At 36.2% G+C, this 23,411-nt stretch carries 23 protein-coding genes; 21 read left to right on the top strand and 2 right to left on the bottom strand.

The genetic code is table 11. The features are described from left to right. Positions 1–35 precede the first annotated feature (35 nt). The 19 genes from FFF34_003460 to FFF34_003550 all read left to right on the top strand — a co-directional run bounded on the left by FFF34_003460 (position 36) and on the right by FFF34_003550 (position 20,559). Complete coding sequence (locus tag FFF34_003460; GenBank protein ID TSD66474.1) at positions 36–2,045, top strand: methyltransferase domain-containing protein; 2,010 nt, start codon at positions 36–38, stop codon at positions 2,043–2,045. Then, on the top strand, positions 2,042–2,932 hold the full coding sequence (locus FFF34_003465; protein TSD66475.1) for an N-acetylneuraminate synthase: 891 nt from the start codon (positions 2,042–2,044) through the stop codon (positions 2,930–2,932). The genes FFF34_003460 and FFF34_003465 overlap by 4 nt, the downstream gene beginning before the upstream one ends. Beyond that, complete coding sequence (locus tag FFF34_003470; GenBank protein TSD66476.1) at positions 2,923–4,107, top strand: acylneuraminate cytidylyltransferase; 1,185 nt, start codon at positions 2,923–2,925, stop codon at positions 4,105–4,107. Before FFF34_003465 ends, FFF34_003470 begins: the two co-directional genes overlap by 10 nt. Further along, entirely contained in the window at positions 4,097–4,936 is an 840-nt protein-coding gene (locus FFF34_003475) for a hypothetical protein (protein ID TSD66477.1), read from the top strand. Before FFF34_003470 ends, FFF34_003475 begins: the two co-directional genes overlap by 11 nt. Positions 4,937–4,945: 9 nt before the next feature. After that, the gene (locus tag FFF34_003480) at positions 4,946–5,878 is read left to right on the top strand and encodes a glycosyltransferase family 2 protein (GenBank protein ID TSD66478.1); all 933 of its coding nucleotides are present in this window, start codon (positions 4,946–4,948) and stop codon (positions 5,876–5,878) included. A 33-nt stretch (positions 5,879–5,911) separates the two neighbouring features. Next, positions 5,912–6,844, top strand: coding sequence for a glycosyltransferase family 2 protein (locus FFF34_003485; protein ID TSD66479.1), 933 nt, complete (start codon positions 5,912–5,914; stop codon positions 6,842–6,844). A 2-nt stretch (positions 6,845–6,846) separates the two neighbouring features. Beyond that, a complete protein-coding gene (locus FFF34_003490; GenBank protein TSD66480.1) occupies positions 6,847–7,938 on the top strand; it encodes a hypothetical protein in 1,092 nt (363 codons plus the stop codon). Positions 7,939–7,978: 40 nt separating this feature from the next. Beyond that, positions 7,979–8,839 (top strand): glycosyltransferase family 2 protein, encoded by an 861-nt coding sequence (locus FFF34_003495; GenBank protein ID TSD66481.1) that lies wholly within the window; start codon positions 7,979–7,981, stop codon positions 8,837–8,839. Positions 8,840–8,861: 22 nt separating this feature from the next. Then, on the top strand, positions 8,862–9,752 hold the full coding sequence (locus FFF34_003500; protein TSD66482.1) for a glycosyltransferase family 2 protein: 891 nt from the start codon (positions 8,862–8,864) through the stop codon (positions 9,750–9,752). Continuing rightward, positions 9,749–11,035 carry a hypothetical protein gene (locus FFF34_003505; GenBank protein ID TSD66483.1) on the top strand — a complete coding sequence of 429 codons (1,287 nt, stop codon included), beginning with the start codon at positions 9,749–9,751 and terminating at the stop codon, positions 11,033–11,035. Before FFF34_003500 ends, FFF34_003505 begins: the two co-directional genes overlap by 4 nt. A 136-nt stretch (positions 11,036–11,171) precedes the next feature. After that, entirely contained in the window at positions 11,172–12,158 is a 987-nt protein-coding gene (locus FFF34_003510; protein ID TSD66484.1) for a hypothetical protein, read from the top strand. Then, the gene (locus tag FFF34_003515; protein TSD66485.1) at positions 12,148–13,065 is read left to right on the top strand and encodes a glycosyltransferase family 2 protein; all 918 of its coding nucleotides are present in this window, start codon (positions 12,148–12,150) and stop codon (positions 13,063–13,065) included. Before FFF34_003510 ends, FFF34_003515 begins: the two co-directional genes overlap by 11 nt. A gap of 3 nt (positions 13,066–13,068) precedes the next feature. After that, positions 13,069–14,325, top strand: coding sequence for a glycosyl transferase (locus FFF34_003520; protein TSD66486.1), 1,257 nt, complete (start codon positions 13,069–13,071; stop codon positions 14,323–14,325). Then, the gene (locus FFF34_003525) at positions 14,258–15,139 is read left to right on the top strand and encodes a glycosyltransferase (GenBank protein TSD66487.1); all 882 of its coding nucleotides are present in this window, start codon (positions 14,258–14,260) and stop codon (positions 15,137–15,139) included. Before FFF34_003520 ends, FFF34_003525 begins: the two co-directional genes overlap by 68 nt. A gap of 33 nt (positions 15,140–15,172) precedes the next feature. Beyond that, complete coding sequence (locus FFF34_003530) at positions 15,173–16,579, top strand: hypothetical protein (protein ID TSD66488.1); 1,407 nt, start codon at positions 15,173–15,175, stop codon at positions 16,577–16,579. Between the two features lie 38 nt (positions 16,580–16,617). Then, positions 16,618–18,687 (top strand): hypothetical protein, encoded by a 2,070-nt coding sequence (locus FFF34_003535; protein ID TSD66489.1) that lies wholly within the window; start codon positions 16,618–16,620, stop codon positions 18,685–18,687. A gap of 15 nt (positions 18,688–18,702) precedes the next feature. Beyond that, a complete protein-coding gene (locus FFF34_003540) occupies positions 18,703–19,431 on the top strand; it encodes an acyltransferase (GenBank protein ID TSD66490.1) in 729 nt (242 codons plus the stop codon). Between the two features lie 189 nt (positions 19,432–19,620). Then, positions 19,621–20,091 (top strand): DoxX family protein, encoded by a 471-nt coding sequence (locus tag FFF34_003545; protein ID TSD66491.1) that lies wholly within the window; start codon positions 19,621–19,623, stop codon positions 20,089–20,091. A gap of 33 nt (positions 20,092–20,124) precedes the next feature. Further along, a complete protein-coding gene (locus FFF34_003550; protein TSD66492.1) occupies positions 20,125–20,559 on the top strand; it encodes a CBS domain-containing protein in 435 nt (144 codons plus the stop codon). Between the two features lie 17 nt (positions 20,560–20,576). Here FFF34_003550 and FFF34_003555 read toward each other — a convergent pair whose 3' ends face one another. Together FFF34_003555 and FFF34_003560 are read right to left on the bottom strand one after the other, a co-directional pair. Beyond that, positions 20,577–20,840, bottom strand: a complete 264-nt coding sequence (locus FFF34_003555) for a hypothetical protein (protein TSD66493.1) — start codon at positions 20,838–20,840, stop codon at positions 20,577–20,579. A 62-nt stretch (positions 20,841–20,902) separates the two neighbouring features. Then, a complete protein-coding gene (locus FFF34_003560) occupies positions 20,903–21,697 on the bottom strand; it encodes an NIPSNAP family containing protein (protein TSD66494.1) in 795 nt (264 codons plus the stop codon). A gap of 128 nt (positions 21,698–21,825) precedes the next feature. On the opposite strand from FFF34_003560, the gene FFF34_003565 reads away from it, so the two are divergent. Both FFF34_003565 and FFF34_003570 read left to right on the top strand, forming a co-directional pair. Beyond that, positions 21,826–22,659 carry an MBL fold metallo-hydrolase gene (locus FFF34_003565; protein ID TSD66495.1) on the top strand — a complete coding sequence of 278 codons (834 nt, stop codon included), beginning with the start codon at positions 21,826–21,828 and terminating at the stop codon, positions 22,657–22,659. Further along, complete coding sequence (locus FFF34_003570; GenBank protein ID TSD66496.1) at positions 22,659–23,336, top strand: pseudouridylate synthase; 678 nt, start codon at positions 22,659–22,661, stop codon at positions 23,334–23,336. Before FFF34_003565 ends, FFF34_003570 begins: the two co-directional genes overlap by 1 nt. Positions 23,337–23,411 lie beyond the last annotated feature (75 nt).

Below are 23,411 nucleotides of genomic sequence, written 5' to 3' on the forward strand. Positions count from 1 at the left end.
GGAGTTTTTGTTAACAGAAAACGATAGAAATACTTATGAGCTATAAATGTGAACTTTGTGATTCGGAAAAAAAGAGTGTGCTTTATTCAAAAGACCGGAATGGGAAAGATGTAAATAATTTTATTTGCGGTGAATGTGGTTTTGTTTTTGTTTTACCAAGACCTTCAGAAGAAGTAAAGGTAGAACTTTATAAAGAAGGACTTTTTTCTTTAGAGGGTAGAGGTTCGCTTGCCCCTGACGACGCAAAGTTTAAAAAAACAGAGGCCTTAGCTTACAAGCGGTTTAAATTGCTTGAATCTGTAATTGGTGAAGATGTATTTTCAAAAAATAAAAAAACTGTTGAGATTGGCTGTGGCGCAGGTAGTTTTTTAAGATATATGAGTGCAGCCGGCTGGGAAGTAACAGGTATAGAACCTGACCCGGTATTTGCCTTAGCGGGTAAAGAAAGGTATGGTATTAATATAGAAAGTACATTTTTAGAGGAATTTGACCCGGGATATAAATTTGACTTGATATCAACCTTTCATGTTATAGAACATGTGGAAGAAGTTAACGCATTTTTATCAAAAATTAATTTGTTATTAAACGATAACGGCATTTTATTTATAGAATGCCCAACTATCGATAAGATGTACGGGCCTAACGCCGATTTCTTTTTCTGGGATGTACATATAAATACGTTTTCAAATTTAACATTGAAAAGTTTTTTGATAAAGCATGGATTTGAAATAGTTGAACAAACAGTTTTTGGCAATTTTATAAATTATATATGCCGTAAAAATCCTTCTTCCAACGATTATACGAAGTATTTTGATAGGCCTGCAAGAATTGAGGAACTCGTAGAAAAGAAAAACAAAGGTGAAAAACCCACACTTCGGCAAATTTTAGGCAAAGCAAAGCTAAATTTAAAAAAGAAAATTAAATCTGCCTTAAAAAGTTCAAAGCAGCGTATTGATAAAAACAAGATCCAGATAGCGCATATTGGTTTTCATAATGCAGGTAATACAGGTGATGTTGTTTTGTTTGAATCGGTAAGGCTATTATTTAAAAGTATTAAAAAAGACATTCAATTTTCTCTATTTAACGTTCATGATCAAGTTACTCCTGAATTAATAAAAACATTAAATAAATTCGATTTAATTATTATAGGAGGCGGGGGGCTATTTTTACGCGACACTAACCCTAACGAAATATCCGGCTGGCAATGGGCATGCCCTAATGATTTGATGGAAAAAATAACTACACCAATTGCAGTTTTTGCTGTAGGTTATAACAGGTTTAGAAACCAGGAAGATTTTCATGAGAACTTTAGGAAAAGTATAGCTATATTAATGGATAAAAGCGTTTCGTTCGGAATTAGAAATACTGGCAGTATAAATAAACTTAAAGATTACTATACCCCTGAAAGGCAAAAACAAATTATATATCAGCCTTGTTCAACTACTTTTTTAGATAAATACTTTGAATCTGTCGAACATATTTCAGAATCAAATAAAATAGCGGTTAATATAGCGTTTGACAGACATAGCATGCGTTTTCAAGGCAAAGAAAAGCAAGTACTTTATAATGTTGCCGATGCTTTAAAGTATTTTAGTGATAAAGGATGGCAAATTGATGTTATATCGCATGTGCCAACGGATCAGGAAGCGCAAATATGGTTTAAAGCAAGAGGGCTTAACTTTAACATCGTTAATATCGAAAAGCAACATGTTGGCAAGGTTGCTGATGTTTATAAACAATATAAGGTAGTGTTAGGAATGCGAGGGCATGCACAAATGATACCATTTGGTTTAAGTGTACCCATTATTACTTTATCTACCCATGATAAAATGATGTATTTTTTAGAAGATATACAACATACTGAGTGGGGTATTGAATTAGTAAAAGAAAATAATTTAAAAGAAGAAATAATTAACAAGGTTAATTATATTAACGATAATTATCCTCTTGTAAAAAAACAAATTGCCGAAGCTCAGGAAAAGTTATGGCAATCATCAAAAAATAACATTGAGAATATTTTTTCCAGATTAAAAAATAAAACATGAGTATAGAACAAAGTGCTACTCCGAAGATTATAGCCGAAATAGGTTGTAACCATAAAGGAGATATGAATATAGCTAAAGATTTAATCGCAACTGCAGCTCTTTTTTGCAAGGTTGATGTGGCTAAATTTCAAAAAAGAAATAATAAGGCGTTATTATCTGAAGAAGAATATAACACGCCGCACCCTAATCCTGAAAATTCATACGGTAGTACCTATGGCGAGCACAGGGAGTTTTTAGAGCTTAGCCTGGAAGATCACCGCCAGTTAAAAGCCTGGTGTGAAGAATATGGAATAGAATACTCTACATCTGTTTGGGATATTATTTCGGCACAAGAAATAACAGAATTAAATCCTAAACTAATTAAAATACCGTCGGCATGTAACTTAAATAAAGAGATGTTAGGTTATTTATGCGATCACTATAATGGTGAAATCCACGTTTCTTTTGGGATGACGCTGCAAGATGAAGAGGAGCAAATTGTAAAATTCTTTGAATCAAAGGGCAGAGCGAAAGATTTGGTTTTATACAGTTGCACCTCAGGTTATCCTGTACCATTTGAAGATATTTCATTATTAGAGATAGTACGTATAAAAGAGCAGTTTGAAGGCAGGGTTAAAGCTATTGGGTTTTCGGGGCACCATTTAGGAATAGCAGTAGATGCCGCCGCCATTGCATTAGGTGCAGAGTGGGTTGAAAGGCACTTTACACTTGATCGTACCTGGAAAGGAACAGACCACGCCGCATCATTGGAGCCAGATGGATTAAGAAAACTTGCCCGTGATTGTAAGGCTGTCCATAAAGCATTAACGTATAAAGAAAAACAAATATTAGATATCGAGAGTGTACAACGTAATAAGCTAAAAAAGAATCAAATAAAGTGGCAATAGTTGCATTAGTGCCTGCCCGTTGCGGGAGCAAATCAATCCCGTTTAAAAATGTTAAATCATTTTGTGGTAAGCCGTTAATTTATTGGAACCTAAAAGCTTTAAATGATGCACCTGACGTTACTTATATCCATGTGGCAACGGATTGTGATGAAATTGAGCAAATTGTTAATGACTTCAATTTTAGCAAAGTAGGTGTGTATCGGCGAAATAAAGAAAATGCGAATGATACCGCCAGTACCGAATCTGTTATGCTGGAGTTTTTAGGTAACAAAGCTCAAGACTTTAAAGCCGACGATTTATTTATTCTTTCGCAGATTACCAATCCCTTCACCACAAGTATGGATTTTTCTGATGCCATAAACCAGCTTAAAAACAAAGGAGGCGATTCGTTATTAAGCTGTGCGCCCATTAAACGATTTTTTTGGAACAAAAACGGCACTCCGCAGAATTACGATTATCTAAATCGTCCCCGCAGACAGGATTTTGATGGAACATACATCGAAAACGGTGCGTTTTACATAAATACGATAGGCAATATACAGCGGGATAAAAATAGGCTCTCTGGCAAGATATCTATTTACGAGATGCCCGAATACACCCAGATAGAAATTGATGAACCACATGACTGGATAATAGCCGAGGGGCTATTTAAAGCTACGGTATACCATAGCTTTTTACCCACTGTTAACGAGAGAGTAAAAAATATAAAAATTGTACTAACTGATGTAGATGGTGTTTTAACAGATGCCGGAATGTATTATTCAGAAAAAGGTGACGAGTTGAAAAAATTCAACACTCATGATGGTATGGCTTTTTCTATTTTACATGAAAAAGGTTTTAAAACCGGAATTATAACGTCAGAGACTACCGAAATAGTAACACGCCGGGCGGCAAAGTTAAAAGTAGATTATGTTTACCAGGGTAAACGCGACGGCGGTAAGTTAGAGGCTATCAAAGAAATATGTTTTAAAGAGAATATTGGATTAAACGATGTAGCCTACATAGGTGATGATATTAACTGTATTGCAGCGCTTGAAGCTGTAGGTTTTGCCGCTTGTCCTGCAAACGCCACATCACTGGTAAAAGCTATAGCAGGCATAAATATATTACAAACAAAAGGCGGAGAAGGCGCTTTTAGGGAATTTGCCGGGATAATACTTTCAAATGAAACATAAGGAAGTAATTATATTAGGTAGTGGCCAGTCTATTAATGAATTATCAAAACAAGAGATAGATTATGTTAATAACTGTGAAGGTGTTATAGCTATGAATAAGTTTATGGCTTTCTACAAGCAAACAGGTATTAAACCAAACATAGTTTATTATGTTGATAATCATCATATAAACACCAAACGGTTTTTAAATTATCTTTTTAAGGTATGCAGGCAAAATAGCCTGACAGGCATCACATTTTTTTTAAACAAAAAAATAAAAAGTGATTTATACACAAGTGTTGTAGCTTACCTGTTTGCCAAAATAAGGTATAATTTAAAAACCATTGCACGTAAAATATTATACGATAAAAAAAAAACATTTATACAACGGTTCTTTTTTTTAGCACCATCCAAAAACAACTATACATTTGTCAAATGCAGTACCTATTTGGTTGGTGGCGAATGGGCAAAATCTGTCGATGAAGTGTTATTTCATTATAGGGGGAGTTTAAGCACTGTTTTAAACTTGGCAACAGTACTATACCCTGGTTATACCATTAAACTCTTAGGTAACGATTTTAACAATGGCGCTTATTTTTTTGATGAAGCGCTTAAAAATATAGATGTAGAGTGGAAAGATCATACCTCTGAAAAGGTAAAAGAAACTAATACACACTGGAGTGTTGCACAGGTAGAGGGAACAACAATTTTCGACAAGTTTCCATACATACTAAGTAAGTTGAAAGAGAATAATAATGAAATTTACTGCTGTAATAAACAAAGTTTGTTGGTAACCGGTAATTATATACCATATGCGCCGGTAATTACGGGCTCTGTTAAAACATCATAAAGTTATAATATGGTATTAACAAATAGTTACAAAGTGTATGTGGTAATTGTTGTTTACAATGGCATGCAATGGTTACAACGTTGTTTATCCAGTTTACAAAATAGTCTATTGCCATTAAAAGTTATTTTGGTTGACAATGGCTCTGTTGATGGTAGCCCTCAATTTATAAAAACAAATTTTTCAGAATATACCTATATACAGGCAGATACTAATTTGGGTTTTGGTAGGGCCAACAACATAGGGATTGAGATAGCTATTAATGAATGTGCTGATTATGTTTTTTTATTAAACCAGGATGCATGGGTTGAAGTAAATACTATACAAAACTTGATAAATATCCATAAAAAGAACCCTCAGTTTGGCATTTTAAGCCCAATGCATTTAGATGCAGGATATTTAAACTTAGATTACAATTTTTCAACCTTTATAACACCAGACAAGTGCCCGAATTTATGCTCTGATATTTACACAAATAACTTAAAAATAGTTTATGCAGCCGAGTTTATAAATGCCGCAGCTTGGTTAATGTCAGCCAAATGCATCAAAAAGGTTGGGCTGTTTGATAAACTGTTTTTTCATTATGGTGAGGACAGGAATTACAGTCAGCGTGTATTGTATCATGGCTTTAAGATAGGCGTTTGTCCAAGTGAAAAAATTGTTCACGACAGAGATAACCGTAAAGGTCCTGAAGGAAGGGCTCCAAAAGAAAAAAGACAGCGAAAAATTTTAGTTAGACTTTGTGATATTAATGACGCCAATATAAAGGCTAAAATACGATCGGTACAAAATAATTTACTCCGGAAGACTATAAAGAATGCTTTGCTTTTTAGAAAGACTTTATTTTTTGAAAGTTTGTCAGATTATCTCTTTGTAAAAGAAAAAAAGAAATCAATTATCGACAGTTGGTATAATAACAGCATGCCGTTTATGGAAAGGGCATAACACAACAAACTTAGTAATTAAATAACTATTTTTATGTTCAAAGTGTCGGTAATTATTCCTGTTTATAATGCAGAAAACTATTTAGAAAAGGCTGTGATGTCTGCTGTTGAACTGTCAGATGTAAAAGAAGTATTATTAATTGATGATGCATCTCCTGACAATTCGGGTAAATTATGCGATATACTTTTAAAAAAATTTGATAAAGTAAAGGTATTTAGGCATCCAAATAACGAAAATAGGGGCGCCGGAGCATCACGGAATTTAGGCTTGCAAATGGCCAGTTGTGATTACATAGCGTTTTTAGACGCTGATGATTATTATTTACCTAACAGATTTGATATTACAAAGCATATTTTTGAGAGGGATAAAAGTGTTGATGGCATTTACGAAACTGTAGGCGTTTTTTTTTATACCGAGAAAGCAAAAGAGCAGTTTGCACAATGGAAAGGAATTTTGACAGAAGGTGTTGATGACTTCTTGGAAAGAGTAGAGGATAGGCACATTAAAAGCGAAAATTTATTAATGTCACTTTTAAGTGCCGGTACAGGCCGCTTTCATACAGATGGAATAACCTTTAAAAAGGAGTTGTTAAAAAAAACTGGTATGTTTAACCCAGCCCTAAGATTGCATCAGGACACCGATCTTTGGCTTAGAATGGCTTACAGCGGGAAGCTTGTACCTGGTAAGTATGATAAGCCAGTTGCTATACGTGGTGTGCACGAGCAGAACAGAATACATAGTTTAAATATTAACTCCAGAAAGAATTTATATACTTCGGTGTATAAGTGGTTTTTAAATAAACCGTTAAACCCTATAGTATTTAGAGTTATATTTAAATACTATATAAATAATTTATATCCATGGCCGACAATAAAGTTTGCACCTGTCAGAAAAACTTTAAAATTGGCATGTATGGCAAAAGAAATAGTAAAAAAACCTATAATTATAACCAGATTAATTAGTTAGCAATGGAAGAAGAAAAAGTAAGCATTATTGGCTTATTAAGAACCCTTTATCAAAAAAAGAAACTCATTTATAAAATAACAGGGGTATTTGTAGCTTTAGGGATATTTATATACATTATCAGCCCACGCGAGTATAGTTCTTCTGCAACATTATTATCAGAGTCGCAAAGTTCGGGTTTGGCCGGCCTCAGTAGTTTAGCGAGTTTAGCGGGTGTTAATCTTGGTAACAATTTAAGCAGTAGTGACGGTATAAATTCAACACTTTATGAAGAGGTATTAAACAGTACGCCATTTTTAAATAAACTCATAAAAAAGCAGTTTTTCTTTCCATCTGTTAACAAGAATTTGTTATTGGGCGACTACCTTATAAACTACTCGAGGCAGCCAATACTTAAAACAATAGTTAAACTTCCGTCAAAATTAACCACCTCAGTTACCGGATTATTTAAGAATAATACCGAAAAAGTAGCAAACAATAAAGTAGATACAGGCATAAACGACCTGTTATTTACTAACAAAGTATTTTTTATTCAGAAAACTGATTCTAAGGCTGTAAATGAGTTGAAGAACAGGCTGACATATAACCTTGACATTAGAACCGGGCTTGTTGAATTGGATTTTGATTTGCAAGATAAGGTTGTTGCGGCACAGGTTATGAAACAAATGGTAGACGAACTTAGCTTTTATGTTATCAATTATGAAACGCAGAAAGTGAGGCGTAGTTTACAACTTACCGAGGTACAGTTGGCTAAATCTCAAAAAAGATATACTGAGGCACAGACTAATTTAGCGTCTTTTAGGGATAGAAATAGGAACATGTTATTTAACATACCTAAAACTGAAGATGACAGGCTACAGGCGCAACTCAATTTAGAATTTAATGTGTACAACGGGCTGCTACAGCAACGTGAGCAATTGAGGCTAAAATTAGCTAACGAAACACCGGCTATTTCGGTTATTGAGCCACCGCAAGTAGCACCTACCTGGGATAGCCCTAATTTTTTACTAATAATGCTGATATGTATTTTTCTTGGGTTTTTTATTGGTTCAACTTTTGTGTTGGTGAAAAATAGTATCATTCAAATTATTAGTTAAAAAGTTTATTAACCATTGCGATTGATTTATAACTATAGACATGGAGCCTAATAGCAGAGCAGTACTCTGTGTAATTATCCCTGTATATAAAGATTTGCATGGGCTAACCGACACCTTAAATTCGCTAAAAAATCAGTCTGTTTCCTTTGATCAATTTGAGGTAATAATTGCTAACGATGGAGCTAACGAGGCAATAAGTGCATATTGCAAGGATGCTAACCTTACCTGTATAGATATTAGCCCTAATAAGGGATCGTATAACGCGCGAAACCAAGCTATTAGTAAAGCCGGCGATCATATAAAATATTTGGCTTTTATTGATGCAGATATAATTGCTCATACAAATTGGGTTAAAAATGGTCTTTATCATTTGCAAGAGTATGATTATGTTGCCGGTGATGTGCAAATACGCAAGGAATTGGTAACTAATATAGCCACATATCACGATTACCTAACAGCGTTTCCAATTCAAAAATATTTTAATGAATTGGGGTTTGGTGTAACTGGAAATCTCTTTATAAGGCGAACTGTAATTGACAATATTGGGGCTTTCAATCCTGTTTTAAGATCTGGAGGTGACATGGAGTTTGGTATACGTGCCGGTGAAAACAACAGTATAAAAAAAACATTTGCTGCTGATTGTGTAGTATATCATGCCCCTCGTACACACGTTGAAAAAGTTGATAAGCTAAAACGAGTAATGCAGGGGCAAAAGGATTTGTTAACAATGGATAGTGAAAAATTCAAATTCCTTGAAAGAAACGAAACCGGTTTAAAGTTACTTTTACCACCGCGATGGGCTGCTGTAGAAAATATTTATCAGTATGATAAGCGTTTTAGTAAATGGGACCTGTATTTATACGTTTATAAACTACGGTTAGCAAAGTTTTTAGCAAATTAATTTATAGTACTTACCTACGTCAATGCCAACTTTTACAGTAATTATCACTACATATAAAAGACCTAGTTTATTGCAAAGGGCAATAAACAGTGTAATTGTACAAAGCTGTAATGATTTTGAATGTATTATAATAAATGATGAGCCTGGAGACAACGAAGTTATCCAGGGTATGATGAATAACCTCGCCGATAGCAGGTTTACATTAATTAAGGCAACGGCAAATAAAGGCGGCAACTATTGCAGAAACTTGGGAATTGAGAAAGCCAAAGGAAGCTATGTGGCTTTTTTAGACGACGATGACATTTGGCTACCTCAAAAACTGGAAAAGCATTTAAAAGTACATATGGACTCTTGTGCTCATTTGGTTTTTTCGGAATATATAGAGCGATGGGACGATAATAGTAAGCCTGATAGGTTAGTATATGGAGCCAGAGAAGCGAAGGACATTGTAGCAGCAATGTTAAAGGGTAAGTTTTCAATTGGTACAACAAGTTCTGTAACGATACAAAAAGCTTGTATAAAGCAAAAGCTGTTCGACGAAAACCTTATTTCTTTTCAGGATTGGGATGCATGGATATCAATAGCAATAAAACAAAAAGATATAATTTTTACAAAAATACATCAGCCACTGTTGTATTTTGTACAGCATGGTGCCGATAGAACCTCCACGGATATTGTTAAGAGACGTAAGGGGCTTGAGCAAATATTAAAGAAGTACAGTAAGTTCGAGCATATCAAAATATTTTATGTTAATGAACTTTTAAATATTGAGGTTTTAAAAGCTAACAATATTGAAGCAAATAGTTTTTTTAAAAAAGCATATTTACTTGGCAAGTTTTTTTTATACCCTCCGTTTTGGATTAATTTGTATAGTTTAAAACGGACAGGGAAATTTATATTTAAGGATAAATGAAAATAACAGTATCAAAGGACTACCTGGATAAATATCTTTTGAGCGCAGCTGTGTCTTTATTGCTCTTTTTTTATATTTATTCTCCCAGGGTTATATATCTGCCAATAAACTTTGGATACTTAAGTATTTTGATAGGCTTTTTATATTTTTCTATAGGTAATAACATAACAAAACTAATTGGCTTATTCCGCTCTAAAATTTTCTTAACATTTTTATACTTCTACTTTTTCTGTATTGTTTACGCCGTAATAGTGCTGATTTTTTCTGATGAGAAAGACAATAACGTTTTTTTGATTACCTATATAAGGTTGTTAATTGATATTGTATTCGTAATACCCTTTTTTGTAATTATTTTAAAAGATGAGTTAAACTATACTATAGAAGATTTTTTGAAGAAACTGCTTTTAATAGGAGTAGTGCAGGGAGTTATTGCAACATTAATGATAGTAATACCACCCTTAAAAGACTTTACTTTCGCCTATATTTTTGATATACCCTCAGACAAATTATTAAATCAAGCTTATCGTGGTTTCGGTATATCCTCAGATTTTTACTTAACAACACCACTATTTCAAGCTGTTGTGTTTGCTATAAACACAAAATTTTACCTTGAAAAAGGCAAAAAGTATCTGCTATATTACCCGTTTATTTTAATATCAATGGTGCTAAATGCGCGCACATCTATTGTAATAATTCCAATTTTATTTATTGTAATATTTATAATGAGTTTTTATTATAATGAGTTTAGGTATATCAGAAAATTGTCCAGTTTGTTCATATCATTTGTTGGCTTAATAATACTTTTAGGTTTTTATTTTGTTTTAAACCCAGATAAGTTGCAAACGGTAATATGGCTTTTACAAGGCATAATGGGGGCGGTTGGGGCTTTAACGGGGACGGGACAATCTGCCACCTTAAACATAATTATTTTAAAACAAATACATTTTCCGCACCATACATGGCAGGTAATATTTGGCGAGGGATTAATAGTTTTTGGTAATATAAACTCTCCTGTAGAATCTGACCTTGGCTATATAAGATATATCTATTATGGTGGCTTAATGCTATCGGCATTGTTTTATTTTAATATATATAATTTTGCCAGATCATGCATAGCTTTAACATCTGATAACTTTTTAAAAATTCTTTTAATATCTACCACGGCACTAATATTTATCACCCAATTTAAGGGAGATGTCTTTAATTCGTCGGCGTTTATGAAAGGAGTGTTTTTGATTCAAACATTTATGTTATATAAAAGGTCTGATAGTGTTAAAGGATAAAAAAGTAGCTATATACATAGCTATACATAACCATTATAGTTTATTAGATACCATATTAAAAAGTATCGCCGCATTCAATTGCGAAATAACACTTTTTATCAGCCCCGAGTTAAATAGCGATTATGCTGCTAATAAGTTGGTTTCCAAAATTGAGATCATTTCTCAAACTACATTTATTAAAACGGGGCAAGTTGCCATTTTAAACCAGCAAGACTTTGTAATATTTGACGAGCTTACATCATTTAAAGAATTGATGGCTTTTTCGGTTTTTAGTGTAACTGTACCCAAAGTTATTGTTATACACGATTGTAATTCTTGGTTTAAGCCAACAGTGCCTAAAGGGCTAAAAAACTTTCTGAAATACACTTTTACACGTATAATAAAACAAAAGTTTAATGTCTTTGCTGTTGCAGGCAGTAATATGAAAAGGTATCTGCAACAAAACTATACTGGTAGCAATGTTTTTTTAATACCGTTTAGGTATGCCGACTTTGATGAGTTAAAGGATACATCGCCAAGGTATGTACCCGGAGAACGTATACGTATATGTGTACCAGGTACCATATCTAATCGTAGAGATTATGATAAATTATTAAATAATTTATGCGTACATCATCTTAAAGATAAATTATTGATTGATATACTGGGCAAAGCTATCGGAGATTACGGTGCCAGAATAATAGATAGAATAAAAGTCCTTAATAATGAAGGGTTTAAGATTTTATTCAACGAAGGTTATATTAATAATGATAGCTTTGACGAATCAATTAAACAGGCACATATAATTCTATCGGATTTTGAGCCTGAATATGTTACCAACAATGGTCAAAAAGAGACCTATGGTATATCAAAGGAAACCGGGGTGCCGGTACTGATGTTAAACAAAGCTAAAGTTGGCTTATTACCGGCATGTTTTAATCAAATGTTGGAAATTGTTGATCAAACCTTGTTTTTTGATAACGGAAAAGAATTGGCTGAAATACTTGTATCGATATATACAGGAACGTATGCCGATTTTAATAAATTACAACAAAACGCCGTTGCCAACGCAAAAAAAATGGACATCGGTTTAATTTCAAAAGAAATTGAAACTGCTTATCAAGTACAATTAAATGCAAATTGAGAACTTACCACTTGTAACGGTAATTATACCTACCAAAAATCGTTTGCCATTACTAAAAAACGCTTTAAATAGTGTTTACCAGCAAACCTATAAAAACCTGGAAATTATAGTTGTTGACGTATGTTCTGACGATGGCACGGCGGAGTTTTTAAAGGCTGAAAGTAAGAAAAACAAAATAACGGTTTGTACAAGCGATAAGATAGTGAAAGCCGGTAAAGCCAGAAATATAGGCATAAAAGCGGCCACCGGATCCTTAATTGCGTTTTTAGATGATGATGATGAATGGCTACCTGAGAAATTATCAAAGCAAGTCCCCATTTTTGATGATAGTGAAACAGGTATGGTTTACTCAGGTGTGCAATTAGTAAATGTTGACCAAAATCTTACCTACGAAGTACAACCTACAGTAAGCGGATATATTTTTAACGATTTACTTATAGAAAATAAGATAGGTACAACAAACACTGTTGTATTGCGGTCGAGCATTATTAAAGAATTGTTGTTTGATGAAGATTTACCCGCCCGCGAGGAGTACGATTTATGGATTCGGATATCAAAAAATCACAAAATAACGGGCTTAAGCACTCCATTAGCACGTATATATTCAAGAAATACGCTATCGAGGATATCAAGCGATGTAAAAAATTATGTTGATGCTATAGGGCTTATAAATGATAAATTTAAAGATGATATTGAAAAGTTACCCGCAGATAAAAGAAGCAAACGACAAGCAGAACAATTGTTTTTTTTGGCTTCACAGTCGGTTAAAGCAAACAATTTGTCTTTAGCGCGGAAATACTATTTTAAAAGTTCATTAACCAAGTTTAGTGTTAAAGCAGCCGGTAGTTTCGTAGCCTCTTTTTTTGGTATAAAGGCTTTATTGTTAATGAGAAAGTTGAAAGGATAACTAATGGGAAATGCATATAATCCAGGCGAACGTTACCTGGCTAAGTTTTTATCTAAATTTCCGCAAGTAAAAGCAAACCTTAAAAAGGTATATCAGGCACTTAATTTATTATTATATAAAAAAAAGTATACCTACAAAAGTGATAAAGCTATAAATCAGGTTGCATCTGATGGTGAAACCTTTTTTGGTTATTACGATAAATCACCCTTGAGTGCTAATAATCGTTATTTGCTATATAACGAATCAATTCATCCTACCAATAGTTATCCGGATGCATCAAAGCCTATACAAATTAAGGTGCTGGACATACAACAGAACAAAATAATACACACATCATCAACCTTTAGCTATAATTGGCAACAGGGCGCCCGCGCCCAATGGTTGTCATCATCATCATATATTTTTAATAGTTATAATATAGAAGATAATTATCACTCCATAATAGTAGATTTAAATACCGAACATACAACAAAGATAGCAAGCCCGGTTTACGATTGTTATTTTAATGAATATGCACTTACTTTGAATTTTAGCCGCCTAACGGCTTTAAGGCCCGATTATGGGTATCGTAACAGTAAAGCAATGTCAGACAATGCTATTGCCGATTTGAATAACGATGGAGTGTTTAAAATAGACCTTATTACGGGCGATAGCAGTCTGCTGATTAGTCTTCAAGCATTGAAGAAACATCATACCGAGCATAATATGGAAAATGCTCTGCATAAGGTTAATCATATCATGATATCTCCGGATGGTGAACGATTTATTTTTTTACATCGATATTATGTAAACAAAAGGCGCTTTGACAGGTTGTTTGTTGCAGACAAAAATGGAGGCAATCTTAGGCTACTTGCTGCCGATGAAATGGTTAGCCATTTTTGCTGGATCGATAACAAAAGCATAGTTGTATATTTACGTGATAAGTTACTGGGCGACAAATATTACAACGTAGATGTTGAATCGGGTGTTAAAGAGGTAGTTGGTAAAGGCTTGATAGACAACTTTGGAGATGGACACCCAACGGTTTGCAAAAATAAAATGGTTTTTGATACTTACCCCAATAAAGCGCGTATGAAAGAATTGTTTGTGTTTGACTTGAGCACACACAGTTTAGAAAAACTTGGGGAATTTTACGAAGGTTTGCAATATTCGGGTGAGTGGAGGTGTGATTTGCACCCTCGTTTTAGCCTTGATGGCACTAAGATATTTATTGATTCGGTACATACCGGTAAACGAAACTTATACTGGCTGGAAGTTTAATATGATGTTTTCCTGTTTAATTTCCTGCTTTTATAAAGATTCTCCTGCATATCTTGCAGATGCGTTGCAAAGTATTTGCAACCAAACTTTATTACCAACCGAAGTTGTATTTGTTGAAGACGGGCCTTTAACTGATGAATTATATTTAGTGATAGAGGGTTACCAAAGTAAAATAAATTTGGTACGTGTACAGTTAAAACAGAACAAAGGCTTGGGTTTTGCATTAAACTATGGTATGCTACAATGTAAGTATGATGTTGTGATACGTATGGACACTGATGATATTGCCCTGCCTGATAGATTTAAAAAACAGATTGATTTTTTAGCGCAAAACCCGCAGGTAGATATTGTTGGAACCTGGGCTAAAGATATAAATGAGACTGGTGAAGTGATAGGTGAACGTACTTACCCAACTGACCATAAAAAACTATACAACATTATTTGGGCCTGCCCAATAATACACCCATCTGTGGCTTATCGAAAAGATGCTATACTTAGAATTGGCTCGTATGATATAAATATACCACGCAGGCAAGACTACGATTTGTGGATACGGGCAGCTGTAGCAGGCCTAAAATTTGCCAACATTCCTGAGTATCTGCTGTATTATAGGTTTACAAATCAATATTACAAAAAAAATGGTATAAGCGTGGTTTGGGCTCAAAGTAAAATAGGGATTAGGGGAATTAACAAAGTAGGCGGAGGTTTATATGCATACTTAGCGGTTATCTCGCCCGTTTTAAGAGCTTTATTGCCGCTATCAGTGGTTAAAATATTACACCCGTTAACAAAAAAGTTTGATCCGCGTACATAAAATATTATTTACCTTTTAACTAAATATCAAATAATGGAAAAAAGAGCGCAGTATGTATTTCTTGCACTGGTTGTTTTAATGTTTGCTTGTAAATCTAAAACAAGCGACAAAACTGCCGATAGCTTAGCAACAGATACAACCAACCAAACGGAACAAAACCTGCCACCTGCTGACGGGCAAGATACGGCCAGTGCTGCAGCTACTGATTCTTCAACAGCGCCTGCATCTGATAAGAAAATAGCAAATAAAAAGGCAGCTAAAAAAACCGACGAGGTAAAGCGCCCGGTAGAGGAAAAGAAACCAGCCGCTAAGAAATTAGCCGGAGTGGGTACTTCGATTGATCGTAATGGATTTACACTGGTAAACGGAAATCGTTTTTTTCCTATTGGTATTTATACAGGTAAAGGCCCTAAGCCAGGAGATTGGGGTACATCTGATGAAAGTTTACAGAAAATGTCAAGCGCAGGTTTTAACACTGTATTGGCTTATACTTACGGAGATCGCCCCAATGCAGCCGATTTTATGAACCGGGCAAAGGCGCATGGCCTAAAAGTTATCTATAGTGTAAAAGATATGTATAGCGGTTCCGCACCTACAGCCAAAGTTAAACTATCGTCAGATCAGTTGGTTAGTAACTACGTGGACATTGTAAAAAACAGTCCCAATTTATTAGCCTGGTACACCAATGATGAATTAGGAATGGATAAAATGGCGTTAGTGTCGTCTGCATTTCAAAATATACGTAGCCGTGATTCCCAGCACATTATATTTCAGGTAAATAATCAAATTAACACATTATCGTCATTTGCGCGTACCGCAGATGTTATTGGTACAGATCCTTATGTGATCACAGGGAACAACTTCGGTTCGTTAAAACGTGTTACCGATTGGACACACTCTGCTAAAGCAGCAGCCGGTAGTAAAAAAGGCGTTTGGCAAGTGGTGCAAATGTTCGATAAAAAGTTCCAAAAGTCTAACCTGGCATCTCATCCACCAACAGCCGACGAAATGCGCAATATTGCTTTTCAATCGTTAATAGCTGGTTCAAAGGGCCTTATGTTTTATGCTTATCACTGGCTGTTTTATGGGCCTGATAAAAAATATAGCGAGGCGGCTTTTAACAAACGTTGGCCCGATGTTGTACAAGTAGTGCGCGAAGTAAAAAATATTAGCCCGATAATTCTACAAAATCAAATTGTTGATATCAAAAGGACAGGTTTTGCATACACTCAATATAGGGCATGGAAAAGCGGTGACAACCTATATCTTATGCTTGCCAATACTGAGCAAAAAACCGCTGCAAATATTTTTACAGTACCGGCTGGTAATTGGAAACTAAAATCGAGTGTTGGCATACCAGGTAAATTAATGGTTGCAGGTAATAATGTGAGGGTAAATTTAGCTCCGTTGGGTAGTGGCGTAATAATATTAGAGAAATAAGCGTTGTTGCATAAATCTTACCCTTATCAAAAAACTATATGAAACCTCAATGGTGTTACCTGTATCTGTTAATGCTGATACTCCCTGCTGCAATTACAAATGTAAAAGCACAAGACATTAGCGATATTGCATTAGGCCCAAATCTTGTTGTTAACCCCGGTTTCGAAGACGGCACCAAAGGATGGAATGTAGGGCCTGCCACCATAACCTCATCACAGGCGCATAGCGGCAATAATAGTTTGGTATACAACAATACCGACCCTAACAACTACAAGTTAATTATACAAAACTTTAAGGTGGTACCGGGGCAAGTTATACACTTTAGCGCTTGGGTAAAGGGGCAAGATATAAATACAAGCAACCTTTACGCTGCAAAGGGTGCGGGGGTAATAATACAAGGTTATGATGCTTCGGGGAAGAATATAGATAATGCAGCGCCTTTTACATTTACCGGTACTTTTGATTGGCGCCAAATAGAAGGAACGTACATAGTACCACCTACCGGTACGCGGATATTACTTGGTCTGTTTTTTAGGATAAAGTCGTACGGTACTGTTTGGTTTGATGATGTGTCGTTAAAAATTGAAGGTGCGGGATTATTAAATACGGGCTTAAAAACCATTACTAAATTGCAATCGCTTGTAGGTTTAAAGCCTATGGCGGCTACCTCGCAAGACCCTTCGGCCTCTCAGTTTGATGCAAATTTGCAATATCCAAATTATCGTAACACAATTAGCCCTAACGAAAAGTGGAACTGGAAAATTAACGTAGATAATAATACAGGCAACCCGGTTATTGTAAAAACTACGCTGTTAGGCCCAAATAATAATCAACTCGCTGTGCAAACCAACACGGTTAATGGTAATGATGAAAGCCAAATAACCTGGACACCGGTAAACGTGTTGCCCGGTACTTATAAATGGCAGTTGGAAGCCTACCTGAATAATATACTTATTCAAAAAAGAAACTTTGTTATACAGGTAAATAACGCAATGCCCAATACTTATATAGACCAGCAGGGCTTTACCGTAACAGATGGGAAAAGGTTTTTTCCTTTAGGTATTTACCTGGGTAAAGGGCCCAAGGAAGGTGACTGGGCAACAACCGACGATAATTTGCAACGCATTCAGGATGCAGGCTTTAATACTATTTTAGCCTACACATACGGTAGCCGCCCGGCATATGTTAACTACATGAACAGGGCCAGTGCACACAAACTAAAAGTGATATATAGTTTTACCGACATGTACGAAGGAAGCGCCGATAACAGTAGAATAGGTGTTTCTACATCTGCGCTTACAACACAGTATATCGAGGGTATAAAAAATAACCCCACTTTGCTGGCTTATTATATAAATGATGAATACGGCACCGGCGAAATGCAATCTATATCATCTGTTTATCAAAATATAATAGGGACGGATACAGAACATCCCGTATTGCAGATAAATAACAAACCAGCTATTTTATCAATGTATACCAATAGCTCTGATATAATTGGTACCGATCCTTATATAATACAGGGCAACACTACAACAAGCTTAAAACGCGAGAGCGACTGGACACGAGCTGCGATAAAAGCCGCCGCAAATAAAAAAGGCGTTTGGCAGGTGATACAAATGTTTGATAAAACATTCCAAAAATCAAATCTGCCTTCGCACCCGCCAACATTGGATGAGATGCGAAATTTATCTTACCAAGCGCTTATAAGCGGTGCTAAAGGTTTAATGTTTTATGCTTACCACTGGCTGTTTTATGGGCCGGATAAAAAATACAGCGAAGACGCCTTTAGTCAACGCTGGCCCGACGTTGTTAAAATGATGCAAGAAGTGAATAATATTACACCTGTTATACTAAAAAATAAAATTGTGCCTGTAACCCGTGTTGGCTTTGCTTACACTCAATACCAGGCTTGGCAGGACGACGATAAACTATATATTGTTTTAGCAAATACCGAAAATCAAACAGCAGCTAACACCTTCACTGTACCTGATGGTAATTGGAAATTAAAAACAAGTGTTGGCATGGCATCTGTAGCTTATGCTGCCAATAATATTCGTGTAAATTTGGCCCCTTTAGGTAGTGGTGTAATTGTGCTTGAAAAATAAAGATATCAATATTACATGACGCAATCCCCGGGAGGTTTTAAGCAGAAGTTTAAAAAGTTTGTAAAGCAAAATAAGTGGCTTTATACTACTTCGCAGGTATTGTTGGGTAATAAGCCTTTAAGCGGGGGCCTAAAAACTAATGTGAATGGAAAAGGTAATAAAATCAATTACCCTGCGTCTGCCACCTTTGTAAACTGTAAAATAAATATAACCGGTAATAATAACAATATCACAGTTGATGATTTTTGCAGGTTTAACAATGTTACTTTTACGATAAAGGGTGATAATAATATTATGACACTCGCTAACAATATTGAGTTTAGAAGAGGTGGGGTATTATGGGTTGAGGATGATAATTGTTTATTAGAGATTGGCGAAAAAAGTACCTTTCAAAATGTGCATATCGCCGTTACAGAACCCCAATCGCAGATTGTTATAGGTAAAGAATGCATGTTGGCCTATGATATAGATCTAAGAACGGGTGACTCTCATTCTATAATTGATATCAACAGTGGGAAACGAATAAATTATGCGCAAAATATACATATAGGCGATCATGTATGGATAGGGGCGCATACCACCGTGCTAAAGGGTGTGAGCATTGAGGAAAACACTATTATAGCTACCCGTAGTGTTGTAACCAAATCTTTTGAGCAGGGTAGTGTCATCATTGGCGGCAGCCCGGCAAAGATCTTACGTGAAGGCGTTACCTGGGACAGAAAGCGTATTTACGATAATATCTAACTTTTTCTGTAAAGCATAACATGTATTCCATCTGTTATGGCTTAATTCAAATTTAACTTTCCTTTTGGTCTCTTTTTTTGATTTGTTATATGCCAAAAAAGAGTAAAAATTAATTGTATTTACAATTAGAATAATTCGTAACTTCATTATAACCAATTAGTAAACATTTCTTTAAAAAAGGAGGGCATCATGAATGTGGTCCAAAAAGTAGAACATTGGGGTGATCTTCATCACCCTAAATGGCTGGATTTAGTGCGTATTATTCTTGGCATAATCATTTTTAGCAAGGGCGTTATTTTTATAAGCAGCACATCGGTACAGCAAGACTGGATATTTCGCGATAATACGTTTGGCGGCGAGGGCTTGATGGCGGTTGTGTTGATACATTGCGTAGCATTTGCCCACGTAATAGGCGGCCTGATGATATTAACAGGCTTGCTTACCCGTATGGTGGTAGTTATTCAAATGCCAATACTGCTGGGGGCTATATTCTTTGTTAATATAACCAAAGGGCTATCCTTTATCAATACGGAGTTATGGCTGTCGATAATAGTTTTTTTGCTGTTGGTTTTATTTTGGATTGTAGGATCAGGCAACTTTTCGGCCGATAATTGGATAAAGGAAACAAACGACCATCAGCATAAGAAACCCAATACCTAATAGTTTAAGAACCAAACCAACCTAAATATTTTTATGAAAAGCGTAAAACACATCTTGTCGCGTAAGGGAAGCAATGTAATGTCGGTACCTGCCGATACAACAGTATTAAATGTATTAAAGTTAATGTCCGAAAAAAATATCGGCTCGGTAGTGGTTACCGAAGATGGTAAATACATTGGCCTGGTTACCGAAAGAGATTACGCCCGTAAAATCATATTGATGGGTAAACACTCGGACGATACCACCGTTGGCGAAATTATGAGCAATAACTTCCCTAAAATAACGCCGGATTCTTCTATTGATACCTGTATGCTCATTATGAGCGAAAATAATATCCGTTATTTACCCGTGTTTGATAAAGAAGAACAATTATGCGGTATAGTATCTATTAACGATGTGGTTTACGAAACTATTCACTCACAAAAAGAAACGATTGAGCAGCTGCACAGCTATATTCAATCTACATAAAAAAATAGGCGAGGGGTTTATTCAAACTCCTCGTCTTCATCCTCATCTTCCTCGGGTACATAGTTAGTAATAGCCTGGCCAATAAGGTCAACTTCCTTATCATTATCAAACATTGGCATTTCTGTTTCGGGGTTTAGCTTCAGCCACACGTTATCCGTGTCCTTCTCTATTTTGCCAAACTCAACACCGGCTTTAAAAATGGTATAAACGTTATCCTCTTCAGGGAAAACAGAATAAACCACCCCCGCTACCAATACATCAAAAGGTTCCTGATCTTGCATAAAGTATATCTTTCAGCGGCAAATTTACCAAATCTATAATGTAAACGCTGTTTAAGGCTACCTTATATTTGCGAATATGACGCTGGCTGTAACATGGTAGATGTAATTTTATTTACCAATAATGCATCTGCATATTCGGGCACAGCACTTATCTTTTTCCATTGTGGGTCGCCGCCAAATGCTTTCCAGTGAGTGGCTTTCGCATCTAAATCGTCAAAGGTAACCATATAGGTAAGGTTTGGCCTTAAGGGGCCAATGATAGTTTCGCCCCAAAATACCGGGTTAAAGCCAAGGCGTTTAAAAATGTCTATTTCGCCCTGGTCGTTAAACATCTCTATCTTCTTTTTGCCTGCAGCTTCACTTGCGCTTTGGTATTGGCGCAATTCAAAAATTCTTGTTTTTTGTTCGGGCGCAATAAGTTTAGGTGCATGTGTAAACGCTTTTAATAGCGAGCTTTCTATCCGCTCGTAAGCCGGGGCAGTTGCAGGTGCGTTTAAATAGGCTGCCCCTTTGCTTATATATGCGGCATCTTTAACAAGTTTATCATTAACGCTGTTAAAATGATCGAGGCTGTTGTAGGGGGTTAATACAAATATTTTAGTTTGCCCGGCTGGTTGCAATTCTGTAAAAACGCCTACATGTTTTACGCCTAAACGGTTTAAAGCAGGTATAGCAGCATTTTTTAAATAATCTTCTACCAGGGCCTGCTGCGTTTCGCTTTTTAGCGAGTAGGCTCTCAGTTCATAATATTCCTGGTCCATATTGGCATTGATATTAGCTGCGTTACTTACAGCCGGTAATATAGCAGCGGCAGCGCCGCCCACTAACGATGATTTTACAAATGAACGTCTTTTCATAGCTTTTTTAGCAAATTATAATTGTAAGGCTAATATATGTTAATAACAGTTTGCTGTAAAAAGTAATGTGAATAATTTGCTTGTTTAATTTTTGTTAAGCTAAGGTAAATATGGTTACTTTGTAGGCTATGCAGGTTTTTATTGCATCATTAAATTCGGGGAGTAATGGCAATTGCTATTACGTTGGAAATGAGCGGGAGGCGATTTTGATTGATGCGGGTATATCATGCCGCGAAACCGAAAAGCGTATGGCCCGCCTGGGCTTATCAATACAAAAGGTTAAAGCTATCTTTATATCGCATGAGCATAGCGACCATATACGCGGACTTGCCGTATTAGCTAAAAAATACAAATTGCCGGTTTATGTAACTGATGGTACCGTACACCATTGCGGCGAAGTACCACGGGAGCTTTGCCATCAGCTAAAATCATACTTGCCTGTTAAAATTGGGGGCTTAGAAGTAATAGGCTTTCCTAAGCATCATGATGCTGTAGAACCCCATAGCTTTATGGTTACTTGTGGCAGCACGCGCATAGGCGTTTTTACTGACATAGGCGCCACCTGCGAGCATTTGATACGCCACTTTGCACAATGCCATGCCGCATTCCTCGAAGCCAACTACGACGAGGAAATGATGGAAAACGGCCGGTACCCGTTTTATTTAAAACGACGCATACGCGGGGGCAAGGGCCACTTGTCTAACAAGCAAGCATTAGAGCTGTTTATTAACCATAAACCTGCTTACATGAGCCATGTGCTGCTGTCACACTTATCTCGCGATAACAACAACCCGCAGTTGGCGCAACAACTATTTGAACAACATGCCAACGGTACGCATATAAGTGTTGCCTCGCGCGATGTGGAGAGCGCCGTGTATTGCATCAATCCTGCGCCTGTTGTAATAGCGCCTAATACTTCATTAGACCAGCTTACAGGTCAATTTCAGTTCGCCTTAAGTTGATGCTGGATATACTATACCAGGATGATAATTTAATTGCCATTAACAAACCACACGGTTTATTGGTGCATCGTTCATCAATAGCTGCCGATGCGGAAGAATTTGCTTTGCAGATATTACGCGATCAGGTAGGGAAGAAGGTTAACCCGGTGCACCGCATCGATAGGAAAACAGGGGGCGTATTGCTGTTTGCGTTTGATAAGCCTACCGAGATTGCCATGCAACAAGCATTTATGGAAAACAGGGTTAATAAAAAGTACCTGGCTATTGTACGCGGCTACACGCCGGATGCAGAAGAAATTAATTACCCTTTACGCAAAGAGAACGGCACTTTACAGGATGCCTTAACGCGATATACCACTTTAAAACATGCTGAACTACAGGTGGCATATGGTTCGCACCCTACATCGCGTTACTCGCTGGTACAGGCGGTGCCGCAAACCGGGCGTATGCACCAATTGCGCAAACATTTCGCCCATATATTCCATCCCATTATTGGCGACCGTACCCATGGTTGTAATAAGCAGAATAAATTATTTAAGGAAACCTGGGAGATGGAAACCATGTTATTACATGCCGAGGAGTTAAGTTTCACTCATCCGGTTACTAAAACAACCGTTACCATAAATGCACCGTTTCAGCCGGAATTTCTTAGGGTGATGGAGATAATGAGCTGGTGAAAATATTACAAAATATTAAAATTTACTGTAGTACTTTTGCGGTAAATCACGAAAATAATAAAATATCTTGAACGA

Source organism: Inquilinus sp. KBS0705, assembly GCA_005938025.2.
GTDB lineage: Bacteria > Bacteroidota > Bacteroidia > Sphingobacteriales > Sphingobacteriaceae > Mucilaginibacter.

Excerpts from the sequence above, each read along its gene's own strand:
- FFF34_003460 (TSD66474.1), top strand. The coding sequence starts at position 36 with ATGAGCTATAAATGTGAACTTTGTGATTCGGAAAAAAAGAGTGTGCTT.
- FFF34_003465 (TSD66475.1), top strand. The coding sequence starts at position 2,042 with ATGAGTATAGAACAAAGTGCTACTCCGAAGATTATAGCCGAAATAGGT.
- FFF34_003475 (TSD66477.1), top strand. The coding sequence starts at position 4,097 with ATGAAACATAAGGAAGTAATTATATTAGGTAGTGGCCAGTCTATTAAT.
- FFF34_003480 (TSD66478.1), top strand. The coding sequence starts at position 4,946 with ATGGTATTAACAAATAGTTACAAAGTGTATGTGGTAATTGTTGTTTAC.
- FFF34_003485 (TSD66479.1), top strand. The coding sequence starts at position 5,912 with ATGTTCAAAGTGTCGGTAATTATTCCTGTTTATAATGCAGAAAACTAT.
- FFF34_003490 (TSD66480.1), top strand. The coding sequence starts at position 6,847 with ATGGAAGAAGAAAAAGTAAGCATTATTGGCTTATTAAGAACCCTTTAT.
- FFF34_003495 (TSD66481.1), top strand. The coding sequence starts at position 7,979 with ATGGAGCCTAATAGCAGAGCAGTACTCTGTGTAATTATCCCTGTATAT.
- FFF34_003500 (TSD66482.1), top strand. The coding sequence starts at position 8,862 with ATGCCAACTTTTACAGTAATTATCACTACATATAAAAGACCTAGTTTA.
- FFF34_003505 (TSD66483.1), top strand. The coding sequence starts at position 9,749 with ATGAAAATAACAGTATCAAAGGACTACCTGGATAAATATCTTTTGAGC.
- FFF34_003515 (TSD66485.1), top strand. The coding sequence starts at position 12,148 with ATGCAAATTGAGAACTTACCACTTGTAACGGTAATTATACCTACCAAA.
- FFF34_003520 (TSD66486.1), top strand. The coding sequence starts at position 13,069 with ATGGGAAATGCATATAATCCAGGCGAACGTTACCTGGCTAAGTTTTTA.
- FFF34_003525 (TSD66487.1), top strand. The coding sequence starts at position 14,258 with ATGGCACTAAGATATTTATTGATTCGGTACATACCGGTAAACGAAACT.
- FFF34_003530 (TSD66488.1), top strand. The coding sequence starts at position 15,173 with ATGGAAAAAAGAGCGCAGTATGTATTTCTTGCACTGGTTGTTTTAATG.
- FFF34_003535 (TSD66489.1), top strand. The coding sequence starts at position 16,618 with ATGAAACCTCAATGGTGTTACCTGTATCTGTTAATGCTGATACTCCCT.
- FFF34_003540 (TSD66490.1), top strand. The coding sequence starts at position 18,703 with ATGACGCAATCCCCGGGAGGTTTTAAGCAGAAGTTTAAAAAGTTTGTA.
- FFF34_003545 (TSD66491.1), top strand. The coding sequence starts at position 19,621 with ATGAATGTGGTCCAAAAAGTAGAACATTGGGGTGATCTTCATCACCCT.
- FFF34_003550 (TSD66492.1), top strand. The coding sequence starts at position 20,125 with ATGAAAAGCGTAAAACACATCTTGTCGCGTAAGGGAAGCAATGTAATG.
- FFF34_003555 (TSD66493.1), bottom strand. The coding sequence starts at position 20,840 with ATGCAAGATCAGGAACCTTTTGATGTATTGGTAGCGGGGGTGGTTTAT.
- FFF34_003560 (TSD66494.1), bottom strand. The coding sequence starts at position 21,697 with ATGAAAAGACGTTCATTTGTAAAATCATCGTTAGTGGGCGGCGCTGCC.
- FFF34_003565 (TSD66495.1), top strand. The coding sequence starts at position 21,826 with ATGCAGGTTTTTATTGCATCATTAAATTCGGGGAGTAATGGCAATTGC.
- FFF34_003570 (TSD66496.1), top strand. The coding sequence starts at position 22,659 with ATGCTGGATATACTATACCAGGATGATAATTTAATTGCCATTAACAAA.